15 protein-coding genes are annotated in these 14517 nt (G+C 64.2%); 12 read left to right on the plus strand and 3 right to left on the minus strand.

Annotated elements, in window-relative coordinates; translation table 11 throughout:
* Positions 1-96 precede the first annotated feature (96 nt).
* Positions 97-993 carry an NAD-dependent epimerase/dehydratase family protein gene (locus P9273_RS07115; protein WP_278048242.1) on the minus strand — a complete coding sequence of 299 codons (897 nt, stop codon included), beginning with the start codon at positions 991-993 and terminating at the stop codon, positions 97-99.
* Here P9273_RS07115 and P9273_RS07120 point away from each other — a divergent pair.
* The gene (locus P9273_RS07120; RefSeq protein WP_278048243.1) at positions 977-2083 is read left to right on the plus strand and encodes an NAD(P)-dependent oxidoreductase; all 1107 of its coding nucleotides are present in this window, start codon (positions 977-979) and stop codon (positions 2081-2083) included. The genes P9273_RS07115 and P9273_RS07120 overlap by 17 nt on opposite strands.
* Before the next feature lie 187 nt (positions 2084-2270).
* Here P9273_RS07120 and P9273_RS07125 read toward each other — a convergent pair whose 3' ends face one another.
* Positions 2271-3260: a sugar-binding protein gene (locus P9273_RS07125; protein WP_040995967.1), complete on the minus strand. Its 990-nt coding sequence runs from the start codon at positions 3258-3260 to the stop codon at positions 2271-2273.
* 445 nt (positions 3261-3705) lie between these two features.
* Here P9273_RS07125 and P9273_RS07130 point away from each other — a divergent pair, with 445 nt between their 5' ends.
* The 11 genes from P9273_RS07130 (at position 3706) to P9273_RS07180 (ending at position 13976) form a co-directional block, all read left to right on the plus strand.
* Positions 3706-4449, plus strand: coding sequence for an ATP-binding cassette domain-containing protein (locus tag P9273_RS07130; RefSeq protein WP_040996233.1), 744 nt, complete (start codon positions 3706-3708; stop codon positions 4447-4449).
* 67 nt (positions 4450-4516) lie between these two features.
* The gene (locus P9273_RS07135) at positions 4517-5515 is read left to right on the plus strand and encodes an ABC transporter permease (protein WP_040995969.1); all 999 of its coding nucleotides are present in this window, start codon (positions 4517-4519) and stop codon (positions 5513-5515) included.
* A gap of 305 nt (positions 5516-5820) precedes the next feature.
* Entirely contained in the window at positions 5821-6648 is an 828-nt protein-coding gene (locus P9273_RS07140; protein ID WP_278048244.1) for an AraC family transcriptional regulator, read from the plus strand.
* A gap of 105 nt (positions 6649-6753) precedes the next feature.
* On the plus strand, positions 6754-7197 hold the full coding sequence (locus tag P9273_RS07145; protein ID WP_278048245.1) for an SRPBCC family protein: 444 nt from the start codon (positions 6754-6756) through the stop codon (positions 7195-7197).
* A gap of 12 nt (positions 7198-7209) precedes the next feature.
* Positions 7210-8004, plus strand: a complete 795-nt coding sequence (locus P9273_RS07150) for an FAD binding domain-containing protein (RefSeq protein WP_278048246.1) — start codon at positions 7210-7212, stop codon at positions 8002-8004.
* A 60-nt stretch (positions 8005-8064) separates the two neighbouring features.
* Complete coding sequence (locus tag P9273_RS07155; protein WP_278048247.1) at positions 8065-8547, plus strand: (2Fe-2S)-binding protein; 483 nt, start codon at positions 8065-8067, stop codon at positions 8545-8547.
* A 10-nt stretch (positions 8548-8557) separates the two neighbouring features.
* Complete coding sequence (locus P9273_RS07160) at positions 8558-9925, plus strand: xanthine dehydrogenase family protein molybdopterin-binding subunit (RefSeq protein ID WP_278048248.1); 1368 nt, start codon at positions 8558-8560, stop codon at positions 9923-9925.
* Position 9926: 1 nt separating this feature from the next.
* Positions 9927-10931 carry a xanthine dehydrogenase family protein molybdopterin-binding subunit gene (locus tag P9273_RS07165; RefSeq protein ID WP_278048249.1) on the plus strand — a complete coding sequence of 335 codons (1005 nt, stop codon included), beginning with the start codon at positions 9927-9929 and terminating at the stop codon, positions 10929-10931.
* Between the two features lie 8 nt (positions 10932-10939).
* Complete coding sequence (locus tag P9273_RS07170) at positions 10940-11821, plus strand: AAA family ATPase (protein ID WP_278048250.1); 882 nt, start codon at positions 10940-10942, stop codon at positions 11819-11821.
* A 239-nt stretch (positions 11822-12060) separates the two neighbouring features.
* Entirely contained in the window at positions 12061-13089 is a 1029-nt protein-coding gene (locus tag P9273_RS07175; protein WP_442920193.1) for a vWA domain-containing protein, read from the plus strand.
* On the plus strand, positions 13089-13976 hold the full coding sequence (locus P9273_RS07180) for an amidohydrolase family protein (RefSeq protein ID WP_278048393.1): 888 nt from the start codon (positions 13089-13091) through the stop codon (positions 13974-13976). Before P9273_RS07175 ends, P9273_RS07180 begins: the two co-directional genes overlap by 1 nt.
* Positions 13977-14020: 44 nt before the next feature.
* Here the strand turns inward: P9273_RS07180 and P9273_RS07185 are convergent, their stop codons facing one another.
* Entirely contained in the window at positions 14021-14428 is a 408-nt protein-coding gene (locus P9273_RS07185) for a carboxymuconolactone decarboxylase family protein (protein WP_040984089.1), read from the minus strand.
* Positions 14429-14517 lie beyond the last annotated feature (89 nt).

Consider the following 14517-nt stretch of genomic DNA (forward strand, 5'->3'; position numbering starts at 1 on the left):
CACAAAATCCCGTTTTCAGAGCCTGTCAAGCACGGCAAGCCCGCTTTGCCGCAACCTGCCGAGATGTGCACAGCTCAACCAGCATTTGGCGTCGCCTCACGCGGTTTTGACGTATTTGCGCCAGCTGTGCTCGGGCCGGAAACCAAGCACCTCGCGCGCCTTGCGGTTCGAAAGCAGCGTCTCATATTCGCCGAGCTCGGCCTTGACCGGCACGTCCGGATAAAAGCGCTTCAACAACTCCGCTGTCGGCAGGTCCGACGAGGTATCGTCGTTGGCCGCGTTGAACACCTGGTAGCCCAGGCCGTCCTTCTCGATGGCGCGCAAGGTGATCTGGCCGAGATCGCGCGCATCGATGTAGCTCCAGGCGATGCGCTTGCGGAAGCCGGGATCGGCGAACCATTTCGGGAACAGCGAATATTCGTGCGGCTCGATGACGTTGCCGATGCGCAGCGCATAGATGTCGAAACCACTGCGCAGCGCGAAGGCCCGCGCCGTCTTTTCGTTGACGATCTTCGACAGCGCGTAGGAGTCCATCGGATCGACGTCATAGTCCTCGTCGAGCGGGAAATGCGTCGGATTGCGCGGCTCGTTGGCGAAAACCAGACCGTAGGTCGTCTCGCTGGAAGCGATGATCACCTTGCGGATGCCGAGCTTCACCGCCGCCTCGATGACATTGTAGGTGCCCATCGCGTTGATGCGGAACACTTCGTTGTCCGGCGTGATCATGATGCGCGGGATAGCGGCGAAATTCACCACGGCATCGACCGGCTGTGCCCTCAGCGACGGGTCGAATTCGTGCAGACCCATATAGCTCGACAGCGCGTTGAACACCTGCCCGCTGTCGGTGATGTCGGTGATCAGCGTGCGCACCTTCGGATTGTCGAGCGGCTTGGTGTCGATGTTGAGCACCTGGCAGCCATGTTCGACCAGATACTGAACGACATGCCGGCCGGCCTTGCCGCTGCCGCCGGTGAACATGATCCGCTTCGTCATTTTGCTCTCCACAAGGCTCGGGAATTATGTGTATTGTCAGACAATATGGTATTCTGCAATCGCCCGCCACCCGCGATCCGCGGAAACCTTCTCGACAGCTGCCCGCCGCGCCGCGGGCGCCCATCACCACGAAAGACAGGGAAGAGACGACATGAGCACCACCGCTGCCCGCGAGAACATCGGTTTCATCGGCCTAGGCCTGATGGGGCACGGCATAGCCAAGAACATCGTCGACAAGGGTTATCCGCTCACCTTCCTTGGCCGCAAGAACCGCAAGCCGGCGGAAGACCTCTTGGGACGCGGCGCCAGGGAAGCGGCCACCTCCAGGGAAGTGGCCGCGGCATCCGACATCGTCTTCATCTGCGTCACCGGCTCCCGCGAGGTGGAAGCGATCATCCGCGGCCCCAGCGGGCTGAAGGAGGGCTTGAAGCAAGGCTCGGTCGTCGTCGACTGCTCGACCTCCGATCCGGTCTCCACGGTGGCCCTGGCCGCCGAGCTCAAGCCGCTCGGCGTCGACTATGTCGACGCCCCGCTCAGCCGCACGCCGAAGGAGGCCTGGGAAGGCACGCTCGACGCCATGGTCGGCGCGCCGGACGCGGTGTTCGCCAGGCTGAAACCGGTGCTCGATACCTGGGCCGGCCGCATTGTCCACATCGGCGACACCGGCGATGGCCATCGCATGAAGCTGCTCAACAACTTCGTCTCGCTCGGCTACGCGGCGATCTATTCTGAGGCTCTGGCACTGGCTGAGAAGGTCGGCATTTCGCCGCAGCGCTTCGACAGCGTCATCCGCAACGGCCGCATGGATTGCGGCTTCTACCAGACCTTCATGCGCTGGACGCTGGAGGGCGACCGCGACGCGCACAAGTTCACCATCGCCAATGCCTTCAAGGACCTGACCTATCTGGAATCGATGGCGGGCGCCGCCGGCATCGCCAACCCTCTGGGCAACGCCACCAAGAATTCCTTCGCCACGGCCTTTGCCACCGGTCCCGCCGAGCAATATGTGCCGATGCTCGCCACCCATATCGGCAAGCTCAACGGCGTCGACCTGATGCCTTCGAAAGATGGCGTGAAGCAGGAGATTTGACGAGCAATTCCAGGAAGCGTGCAGCGGTTGGGCTCGGCGCCTTCGCCGTGGCCTTCCACCCGGAATTGCGTAAACAGAGGACCGGCAAGCGCCTCTGCTCTGTACAACAAGGAAAGTCGGCATCGAAAGAAAAGGGGGCGCCTTGCGGGCGCCCCCTCCTTTTCGAGGTCCCGGATGCAGCCGGCGCCTACTTCTGGATGCAGGTGTCGGCCGTTTCCTTGGTGCATTCGTCGAGGCCGGTGAAGACCGGATCGTCGACCTTCTTGCCGGCGATGAGGTCGAGCATGACCGACGGTGCCTTATAGCCCATTTCGAACGGCCGCTGGCCGACCAGCGCGGTCACTAGGCCTTCCTTGGCGATCGCCACCTCGTCGCCGATCGTGTCGGCGGCGCCGATGACGAACTCGTTCTTGGCGATCTTGTCGGCCATCGGCTTGAACAGGTCGCGATAGGGCTGCGGTGCGCCGAACAGCGGCCAGCCGCCCATGATGCCGAAGGCGTCGAGCTTTGGATTGGCGGCAAGGATGTCGGTCATCGCCTGCACGCCCTTGGCGCCGTCGTCATTGGTGAACACCGGGCAGCCGGCGACTTCGGTCCAGCCGCCTTCACCCTTCAGCGCCGCGAGGCCTTCCTTGCCCGACAGCGCATCGCGCATGCCTTGCGCGCGGCGCAGGATGTTGTCGGCCGCCGGATTGCCTTCGATGGTGCAGATCGTGCCGCCATTGGGCTTGGCCTTCTTGATGTACTCGCCGATCTTCTTGCCCATCAGATAGTTGTCGGTGCCGAGATAGGTCTTGCGAAGGGCTGCGTCTTCCTTGGCAAGGTCGGCGTCGACCGTCATGATCGGGATCGACGGATTGGCGCTCTTGATCGTCTGCGCGATCAGCGGCGCGTTGGACGGCGAGATCGCCATCGCCGCCGTGTCGGGCTTGCTCAGCATGTCTTGCACGATCTGTGCTTCGCCGGCTTCGTCCGAAGTCGATGCCGGGCCGGTGTAGAAGCATTCATATTCCGAGCTGGCGTTTTCCTTGTTCCACTTCTCGCAGCCCTGATGGATGGCTTCGAAGAACGGATTGTCGAGACCTTTCACAACGATGACGAGCTGTTTCTTGGCCAAAGCCGGCCCGGCGCCCAACGCCATGGCGGCGACGGCGGCAAGCAAAAGTGTTTTCCTCATATCAGTCCTCCCTTGAAACAGACGGACACCGCGTGCCCGCCACACTGATCAGCCCGGATGCACAAGACCATGACCAGCATCTCATGATGGTCGCGTCCTGCACCGGGCTGACAAGCATTTCCCGATCCGTTTGCCCAAAATATTGCGCAGCCGGATCATCAAACCATTCGCCCGCCCTCCGCCGGACAGGCGGACGTGGAGCAAAGTCTTCCTCCGAGACTTAGCTAATATCGGCTTTTCGCCAGCGTCAATTCTTATTTGTCCTACAAAACAGATTTTTTGTCGAGTCTCGAAATTAATCGTCAGACAATTGATTGACGCCTTTGCCGGCTTTTGCCTAAATGCATCTACCGCGCCGTTCGTGAGGAGATGGACGGGCGGGACGTAAGTGGCGCCGGCGGGTCCGGCGGAAGGCTGCGTCGACAAATGGGGAGGCCTAAGGCTGGTGTCGGTTCTCGAACTCGCCAATATCTCGAAACATTTCGGCGCCATCCAGGCGGTCAACGACGTCTCGTTCTCGCTGGAGGCTGGCGAGGTCGTCGGCCTGATGGGCGACAACGGCGCCGGCAAGTCGACGCTGGTGAAGATGATCGCCGGCAATTTCCGCCCGAGCCACGGCACCATGCATCTGGAGGGCAAGGAGCTTGTCATGCACAAGCCGGCGGACGCTCGCCAGCACGGCATCGAGATCGTCCACCAGGACCTCGCCCTCTGCAACAATCTGACGGCCGCGGCGAACGTCTATCTCGGCCGCGAGCTGCGCCGCGGCGTCGGCCCGTTCCGCATCCTCGACTACGCCGCAATGTACAAGCGCGCCGGCCAGCTCTTTGCCGAGCTGAAATCCGAGACGCGTCCGCGCGACCTAGTCAAGCAGATGTCGGGCGGCCAGCGCCAGGCGGTGGCGATTGCCCGCACCATGCTGTCGCAGGCCAAGATCGTGCTGATGGACGAGCCGACGGCGGCGATCTCGGTCAGGCAGGTCGCCGAAGTGCTGAACCTCATCCGCCATCTGCGCGACCAGGGCATCGCCGTGGTGCTGATCAGCCACCGCATGCCCGACGTATTCGACGTCGCCGACCGCGTCATCGTCATGCGGCGCGGCCGCAAGGTCGCCGACAAGAAGATCGCCTCGAGCTCGCCCGAGGAAGTCACCGGGCTGATCACCGGCGCCATCGAACAGGTGGCATGACCCACGGATTTGAACGGGTGGCGTGACGCAAAGGGTTCCGCGCCCCACCTCTCAGGAAAGGTCGATAATGGCAGTCACCCTTGACCAGACGATCGCGCAGAAGCAGCACACTTTCCTGTCGCGGCTCTTTGCCAACCAGACTTTCTGGGTGGTGATCGCGGTCATCCTCGCCTGCCTGTTCCTGTCCTTCGCCACCGATTCCTTCGCCACCTCGAAGAACCTCTTCAACATCACCCGCAACGTCACCTTCGTCGCCATCGTCGCGCTGGGCATGACCTTCGTCATCATCACCGGCGGCATCGACCTCTCGGTCGGCTCGGTGCTTTGCCTGTGCTCCATGGTGCTCGCCGTCACCATGCATGCCGGCTATTCGATCGAGATCGGCATCCTGGCCACGATCGCGACCGCGCTGGCCATCGGCGCCTTCAACGGCGTGCTCATCGCCTATCTCGGCTTCCCGCCCTTCGTGGTGACGCTCGGCATGCTGTCGGTGGCGCGCAGCCTTGCCATGGTCGCTTCGAACAACACCGTGGTCTTCCAGTTCGGGCCGGACCACCAGAAGCTTCTGGCGTTGGGCGGCGGCGCCTGGGTTTTCGGCATCGCCAATCCGGTGCTCTACATGATCATCCTGGCGCTGATCACCGGCTTCATCCTGCGCTGGACCAAGTTCGGCCGGCACATTTTCGCCATCGGCGGCAATGAGCACGCGGCGACGCTGACCGGCGTTCCCGTCAAGCAGATCAAGGTCGCCGTCTACATGATCTCGGCCTTGTCGGCGGGGCTCGCCGGCATCATCCAGACCGGCTGGCTCGGCGCCGTCACCACCAATCTCGGCACCGGCATGGAACTGCAGGTCATCGCCGCCACCGTCATCGGCGGCGCCAATCTCGCCGGCGGCGTCGGCACCGCGCTCGGCGCCATCGTCGGCGCCGCCCTCATCGAGGTGATCCGCAACAGCTTGGGCCTGCTTGGCATTAACGCCTTCTGGCAAGGCACCTTCATCGGCGGCGCTATCATCCTGGCGGTGCTCTTCGACCGCATCCGCAATTTCCGCCGCAGCGATTAGGTTCCCCCTTCCCCCCTTGTGGGGGAAGGTGTCGCCGAAGGCGACGGATGAGGGGGGCTCCAGGGAAGGCCAACGTCTCACTCCGCCGGAACACCCCTCATCCGTCTCGGCGCTATCGCGCCGATCCACCTTCTCCCGCAAGGGGAGAAGGAGAAACCGCCCCCTATCGCTCAGTCTGAAAATCCATCCAGGCGCTTTGAACGCAAGTTCCGCCGCGCCTGCCCGCCTTGACGCGGCCGCACCCCGGCCGCACTATTCAGAAGCAGGCGAAGGGAGGCCAGTCGCCTGCGGGAGGAACGATACCCATGACGGACGCGATCAGGCTCTACTGGGGCCGGTTCGGACATGTTTCCGTGCTGAATGTCGCCAACGACTTCGTCACCCATGCCCATGGCGAGGCACATCTCATCATCTGGCTGGAAGGCACCGCAGGAGAAATGACCATCGGCCGCGACACGGTGCGGCTTGGACCGGACACCGCGGCCGGCATCAATTCGTTCCAGCCGCACAGCCACGCTCTTTCCCGCGACGGCAGGCCCGGCCTGTTCCTGGCCTTCTACATCGACCCGGACTGGGCGCGCCGGCGCCGCGACCTGCCTTCGTCGGCGCCGCTGTTCACGCAAGCCGCAATCACGCTGGAGCCTTGGCTGCACCAGGCGGCGGCGAACCTGCTCGATCACCTGACCGACAATGAGAGCATCGACGATGTCGCCAATTACGAGATCGAGCGCTTCATCGACAGCGTGCTCGACGCGGCGGATGCTTCGGCGCCGCAGGTAGCCCGCGCGCGCATCAACACGATGCTCGACTTCCGTGTCCGCAAGGCGATCCAGCTGATGAAGGCCAATGTCTGCGAGCGCATCTCTTTCGACGATGTCGCCCGTTCCGTCGGTCTGTCGCGGCCGCATTTCTTCGCGCTGTTCAAGGAACAGACCAACCTGACGCCGAACGTCTACTGGAACACGCTGCGCATGGAGGAAGCCGTTCGCCAGCTGCAGTGGTCGCAGGAGCCGCTGATCTCGGTGGCCTGCAATCTCGGCTTCACCACCCAGGGCAATTTCTCGCGCTTCTTCCGCGACCATGTCGGCGTGCCGCCGACACTCTATCGTGAAGCCGCTCGAGCGACAGCCTAAGGCGCCGGTTTTTCCGACTGGTTGATACGCGCTCAAGACGCATTGATAAGCGCCGGCTCGTCGGCCGCCCTAACCTGCTCCCGATCTTTGCAAGGGAACCAGTCTATGGCGAAAGTCACCATTTCCAGCGTCATCGATGCGCCGGTCGAGCAGGTCTGGGCGCGCATCCGCGACTTCAACGGCCTGCCAAGCTGGCATCCGCGCATGGTGGAAAGCCATATCGAGGACGGCAAGGACCCCACCGCGATCGGCTGCGTGCGCAACTTCAAACTGGTCAGCGGTGCGACGCTGCGCGAAAAGCTGCTCGACTTCTCCGACGAGAATTTCCTGGTCAGCTACTCGATCCTCGAAACGCCGCAGCCGCTCACCAACCACAAGGCGACGCTGCAATTGCGGCGTGTCACCGACGGCAACCGCACCTATGCGGAATGGACGGCGAGCTTCGACGCCGCGCCCGAGGAAGCCGACAAGCTCGCCGAGGGCATGGGCGCCAACGTCTTCCAGGGCGGCTTCAACGCCCTGAAAGCCCATTTCGCCGGCCAGAGCTGACGGGAGCGCGCCATGTCGCTTGCGCTGCAGATTTTTTCCACCGTGAAAGACGCGAACGCCGCGCTGCAGACAGCGGGCGCACGCTACATGGGCGGCGGCACGCTTGTCGTGCGCGCGGCCAATGAAGGCGACGTTTCCGTCTCCCGACTCGTGCGCGTCAGCGATCCCGGCCTGTCGCAGATCGCGGTTTCCGGCGGCAAGGTCCGGCTCGGCGCCTCCGTCACCATGGCCGCGATCGACCGTCATCCAGAGCTTGCCGCGCTCGCGCCGGCCGCGCGCGCTGTCGGCGGGCCGGCGATCCGCAACATGGCGACCGTCGGCGGCAATCTGTTCGCCCCCGCCCCTTACGGCGATTTCGCCGTGGCGCTGCTGGCGCTGGACGCGACCGTCGTCACCGAAGACGGCGAACTGCCGATCGAGACGTTCCTGGCGGGCCGTGACACCAGCCGCGCCGTCGTCACCGCCGTCAGCCTGTCGATGCCCAAGACGGAGAGCTTCCGCTTCCTCAAAATATCGCGCGTCAAGCCGAAAGGGATCTCGGTGCTGAGCATCGCGGCGCTGATGCAACGCACTGCCGACGGCACCGTCACCTCCGCCCGCATCGCGCTTGGCTGCATGGCCGACCGGCCGATGCGCGCCAAAGCTGCGGAAAGGGCATTGCTTGGCTGTAAGCTCACGCCCGAGGAAATCGCGCCGGCGCTTGCAGCGGCTGGCGAAGGCATCTCGCCGATCACCGACCCGATCGCCAGCGCCCGGTATCGTGCCGAGATACTGCCTGTCCATCTCGGCAGGTTGCTGCTTGCTTAGTTTTGCCCGTCGGGGGCGTGCGTCTGTCCGAAGTCTCGGGCAGGCGCGCAGGGAGGAAAAATGGCTAAGGTCCCAGTTCAATTCACGCTCAACGGTTCCGAAAAGGCCGAATTCATTGAGAGCGGCACGACGCTGCTCCACGCCCTGCGCGACAAGATCGGCGATACGTCGCCCAAGGGCGGCTGCCACCAAGGCACCTGCGGCGCCTGCTCGGTCATCATCGATGGCGAGTTGCGGCTCTCCTGCCTGACACTGGCCGAAACCTGCAACGGCGCCGACATCAGGACGACCGCAGGTCTTGCCGAAGGCGGCGTGCTGCATCCGCTGCAGCGCGCCTTCCTGGATGCCTTCGCTACGCAATGCGGCTTCTGCACGCCGGGCATGATCATGGCCGCCAAGGTGCTGCTCGACCGCACGCCGAACCCGAGCCGTGAGGACGTGGTCGAGGCGCTCTCCGGCAACATCTGCCGCTGCACCGGCTACGAGCCGATCATCCAGGCGGTGCTGACCGCCGCGCGCGCCAATTCGCAGAACGCCGCTTGAGGGACCGCCCATGGAACTGCGCAAAGATTACTTCGCCGATGTCCGCAAGGACGGCCTCAACGAGATCGGCCAGCCGCGGCCGCGCCTGGATTCGCCGGGACATGTCACTGGCAAGACCGCCTATTTTGCCGACCGCAATTTTCCGGGCATGCTGCATCTGAAGATGGTGCGCAGCCCGCACCACCATGCCCGCATCCGCTCGATCGACACGTCCGAGGCGGAGAAGCATCCGGGCGTCGTCAAGGTGCTGACCGCCAAGGACGTGCCGCACAATGTCTACACCATCCTGATCCTGATCCAGATCGGCCCCGAGGACGAAACCGTGCTTGCCGACGGCAAGGTGCGCTGGAAGGGCGAGGCCGTGGTGGCGGTGTTGGCCGAGACCGAGCGCGCGGCGCAAGAAGCCGCCGCCAAGGTGAAGGTCGACTACGAAGTGTTGCCGGCCGTCTTCGACATGGAGGAAGCGCTGAAGCCCGGCGCGCCTTTGGTCAACGAATATCACGGCCAGAACTATTATCTTTACGACAGCGGCGAGTGCCGCAAGGTGCGCTTCGGCGATGTCGAGGCAGGCTTTGCCCAGGCCGACCATATTCTTGAGCAGTCCTACCAGTCCTCCCCGATCGAGCATGCGCCGACTGAGACGACCGGCTGCGTGGTGGCGCCCGAGGGCAATGACCGCTTCACCTGCTACACCAACACGCAGGCGATGTTCTTCACCCTCGACAACACCTCGATCATCCTGCAGATGCCGGGCTCGAAGCTGCACTTCGTCGGCGGCACCGTCGGCGGCGGCTTCGGCGGCAAGGTCGACGTCATCGTCGAGCCGATCGCCATCCTCGGGGCCAAGTTAACCGGACGCCCGGTCTGTTTTATCTACAGCCGCGAGGAGGAGATGCAGATCTCGTCCCCGCGCGCGGCCGAGAAGGTCGTGATCAAGGACGGCGTCATGAAGGACGGCCGCATTGTCGCGCGCAAGGTGACCGGCTACACCGATGCCGGCGCCTATTCGCGCCATTCCCCCTATGGCGCGCAGAAGGGCGCCGCGCACTATCCCGGCCCCTATACGATCCCGAATGTCTGGATCGACACCTACTGCGTCTACACCAACCGCACGCCTTCGTCGGCCATGCGCGGCTTCGGCGTCACCGTCGGCGACTTCGCGCTGGAAGTGCAGATGGACAAGCTGGCGCGGCTGATCGGCATGGACCCGCTCGAGTTCCGCTTCCTCAACGCCTATCGCGACGGCGACATGAAGGCGCATCGCCAGCCGACCGAAGGCGCGGCGCTGATCGAATGCATGCAGGAAGCCTCGCGCGCCGCCAACTGGCCGGTGGCCGAAAAATACATGGCTATGTCCTCCTACAGAAAGGGAGCCTGAGATGGCGATCCGGCGTGGACGCGGCGTCGCCGCGATCAACTATCCGACCGGCATGAATCTCGGCGGCGACCCGACCCAGGCGCTGGTGCACTCGACGCCGACCGGCAATTTCATGGTCACGCTCTCCAGCGTCGATCTCGGCCAGGGCATGAAACAGATCATGGCGCAGATCTGCGCCGAGACGATCGGCGTGCCGACCGATCGCGTCGTCATCGACACCGCCGACACCGACACGGGCCCGCACTGCATGGGCACCTTCGCCTCGCGCGGCACGCACCGGGCCGGCAACGCCGTCATCCAGGCGGCCAAGGAAGCGCGCCAGGTGATGCTGGAAGTGGCCGCCGAGGAGCTTGAGGTGAACGCCTCCGATCTCGAGACCGACGGCCAGGGCAACATCCAGGTCAAAGGCGCGCCGCAGAAATCGATCTCGATCTTCGACGTCGCGCTGTCGGCGCACTTCAAGCGAGGCCGTTCGATCTCCGGCCGCGGCATGTTCCTGATCCCGCGCTCCTATCCGGAGAAGGAGACCGGCGCAATGAAGCCGTCCACCTGCTATGCCCATGCCTGCACGGTGGCCGAGGTAGAGGTCGACGACGAAACCGGCGAAGTGACGGTGCTCACAGTGAAGAACGTGTTCGAGATCGGCCGTGCGCTGAACCCGAAGATGGTCGAGCAGCAGCTGGTCGGCGGCTCCTGGATGGGCATCAGCCACGCGCTCTACGAAACGACCGAGCCCTATTATCCGAACCGCGACCATGGCGGCACCGATTTCAACCAGTATCTGATGCCGGGTCCGGGCGATCTCGCCGAGACCGAGATCATCGTGCTGGAGCGTCCCTCGGCCGATGGGCCGTTCGGCGCCAAGGGACCGGGCGAGATGTGCGCCAACCCGCAAATCCCGGCCATCGCCAATGCCGTGTTCGATGCGGTCGGGGTGCGCATCGACACGTTGCCGATCACGCCCGAACGCATCCTGCGCGCGCTGAAGGCGCAGGCCGCGGGCTGAGCGGGACGATGACCCGCGCCGACGCTGTTGAAGTCGCCGCTTCGCCGGAGGCGATCGCCGAGCGCCTTGCCGCTTCGCGCTACCTGGCCGACGACAGCCTCGCCACCGCGATCTTCCTGGCGATCCGCCTGGGTAAGCCGCTGTTGCTCGAAGGCGCGCCGGGCGTCGGCAAGACCGAAGCCGCGAAGGCGGTTGCCCAACTGCTCGGCCGCGAGCTCGTACGCCTGCAATGCTATGAAGGCATCGATGCCGGGCATGCGCTCTACGAATGGAACTACCAGCGCCAGCTGCTTGCGATCCGCCATGCCGGCGAGCACGAGATCGACATCTATGACGACCGCTTTCTGATCGCCCGGCCATTGCTGCAGGTGCTGCGCGCGCCGGATCAGCGCGTGCTTCTGGTCGACGAGATCGACCGCTCCGACCATGAGTTCGAAGCGCTGCTCCTCGAATTCCTCTCCGACTTCCAGATCAGCATTCCGGAGCGCGGCACCATCCGCGCCGCAAGGCAGCCGATCGTCATCCTGACCTCCAACCGCACCCGCGAGCTGGCCGAGGCGCTGCGCCGGCGCTGCGTCTACCACTGGATCGGTTACCCCAATGCCCAGCGCGAAGCCGAGATCATCATGCTGCGCGCAAGCGATGTCGCCGAGGCGACCGCGAGAGCCGTGGCGAACGCCGTGCAGGAGATCCGCGCGCGGCCGCTTGCCAAGCCGCCGGGCATCGCCGAGGCTGTCGAATGGGCGAATGCCGCCACCATTCTCGAAAAAGGCGGCAGCCCGTGGCCGGAAGCCTTTCGGCGGGCCATCGGCGTGCTGATCAAGGACGAGGAGGATTTGTCCGCTATCGCGCCGGAACTGGGGAGGATTGTCGAGGGGGCACTGGGGTGATGCGCGACTTCGACAATCCCTTCTCCCCGTTCACGGGGAGAAGGTGCCCCGAAGGGGCGGATGAGGGGCAGCGCCACACTGGGCAGAACTCGGCGCCGCCCCTCACCTGCCTGCCGGCATCCTCTCCCCGTGAACGGGGAGAGGAAAACTTACCTCGCGCCGCCGCGCCTTTCCTCGGCTTCGCCCGTTTGCTCCGTGATCACGCCTTTCCCATCGCCCCAGAACAAATCACCAGCTTCATGCAGGCGGTCACCCTGCTCGGCCCGCGCTCGATGGACGACATCCGCGAGGCGGCCCTTGCGACGCTTGCCCCCTCGCCCGATCGCCGCGGCGAATTCGAGGCGCATTTCCGCGCCTATTTCTACGGCGACGCCAAGCCTTCGATCGAAGGCGAGGAGGACGACGAAACCCGCGTCAAGGACGATCGCGGCACGCGCGAGGAAGAGAACCAAGTCGCCCGCCAGGAAAAAGGCGGCGAGCTCTCCTCGGCGCTCGAGCAATTGAGCAGCCGCGATTTCCAGCATGACGCCAATGGCCTTGGCCAGTTTCGCCGCAAGCTTGCATCCGCCCTGCCCGCGCGCCGCTCTTTTCGCACCGCCCGCGCCCGTTGGCGCGGAACGCTCGACCTCCGCCGCTCGCTCAGCGAAATCGTCAGCGCCGATGGCGACATCCCCACGCCGTTGCTGCGCCACCGCCAGACCGTGCCGCGAAAACTGCTCCTGCTCATCGATGTCTCCGGCTCGATGAAGCTGCACACCTCCGATTACCTCAACCTGGCCCACACCGCCGTGCAAGGCGCGGACCGCGCGGAAGTTTTTACCTTCGGCACACGGCTTACCCGCATCACTTCGGCGCTGCGCATCCGCGACCGTGAGCAGGCGCTCGCCCGTGCCGCGGCGCTTGTCGACGATTGGGACGGCGGCACCCGCATCGGTCCGACACTGCTCGCCTTCCTTTCGGTGCCGCGCTTTTCAGCCTTCGCGCGCGGCGCCTGCGTCGTCATCCTGTCCGATGGCCTGGAACGCGGCAGCCATGCCGAACTGGAGATCGCAATGCGCCGGCTGAGTGCCCGTGCCTTCCGGCTGTCGCTGGCGACGCCGCTCGCCGGCGATCCGCGCTTTCGGCCCGCAACGTCGGCGCTCCGCGCCATCTTGCCGGTGCTCGACGACCTGGTCGACGGCTCGTCGGTCGGAAGCCTGACCGCTTTCATCCTGTCGCTCGCCCGCCCGGCGCCTGCGGCCGATTCCATCTGGAAAAGGGTATCGTGATGCAGAAAGCCATCGACGCGCATTTCCACATCTGGCGCCAGCAGGACCAGCCCTGGCTGGTCGGGCCGATGGTGCCGCGCATCTTCGGCCCCTACGAGCCGATCCGCCGCGATTATCCGATCACGGAGTTCCTCGAAGACCAGAAAGGCTCCGGCGTCGACAAGGCTGTGTATGTGCAGACCAACTGGGCCAAGGAGGATTTCGAGAAGGAAGTCGCCTTCCTGCAGAAGACTGCCGACGAAACCGGCTGGCCGCACGCCATCGTCGGCTATGCCGACATGACGGTCGACGACGTGCGCCCGCAGATCGACCGTTTGATGAAATACAAGCTGCTGCGCGGCGTGCGCATGCAGCTTCACTGGCACGAGACGCCCGCCTTCCGCTTCGCGGCTGCGGCCGACCAGGTGATCGATCCGAAGGTGCGGAAGAATGTAGCGCGGCTGAAGGATTACGGCCTCTCCTTCGACCTCCAGCTCTTCCCGGCGCAGATGAAGGACGGACTGACCCTTGTCGGTGAAAACCCTGAGACGAATTTCATCCTCACCCATGCCGGCATGCTGACCGGCATGGAGCCGGAAACCACCGAAGCATGGAAGGCCGGCCTGCGCACGCTCGCCGCCGCGCCCAATTTCCACGCCAAGCTCTCCGGGCTCGGCACGTTCGAGCACCGTAACAACCCCGAACTTATCGCCTACATCGTCGACAACGCGATCGAAATCCTCGGCAGCGAGCGGCTGATGTTCGGCTCGAACTTTCCGATCGAAAAGCTCTGGACCAGCCACGCCGAGCTGATCAAGGCGCACCGGGCAGCGGTGATGCCGCATGGCTCCAAGGCCGAGGCGGATATTTTCTGGAATACGGCGGAGAGGGTTTACCGGCCAGTGTAGCGCGGCTTCCCCTTCTCCCCTGTGGGAGAAGGAGAAGCCGCGCCTCACTTCACCTCAAACTGCGGATCGAGCGGAATCTGCATCGCCGTGACGAGATGATTGGTCTGCCCCGCCAGGCCGATGATTGACACCAGCTCGCCGTGCTGCGCATCGGTCATGCCCTTGGCCCGCGCCGCGGCTGTATGCGAGTGGATGCAATAGGAACAGCCATTGGCGGTGGAGACGGCGATGTAGATCATTTCCTTGGTCAGCGGATCGATGGCGCTGTCGGCGACCATCACCGCCTTGAGCTGCTCCCACACCCGCTTCAGCGATGCGGGATCGTTGGCGAGCCCGCGCCAGAAATTGTTGACGAAGTCGGATTTCCGCGTCGCCCGGATATCGTCGAACACGGCCTTCACCGCCGGGATTTTTTCGACCTCGGCATCGCTGAGCAGTTTTGTGGTGGCCATGGGGTGGTCCTTTCAGTTTTTTATGGGAGAGGTCGTTGAATCAAGCGTTGCGCATAGACGGCTAACCCATTTGTCCGATTGAGTTTTTA

The organism is Mesorhizobium sp. WSM4935 (assembly GCF_029625735.1).
In the GTDB taxonomy this organism is placed as follows: domain Bacteria; phylum Pseudomonadota; class Alphaproteobacteria; order Rhizobiales; family Rhizobiaceae; genus Mesorhizobium.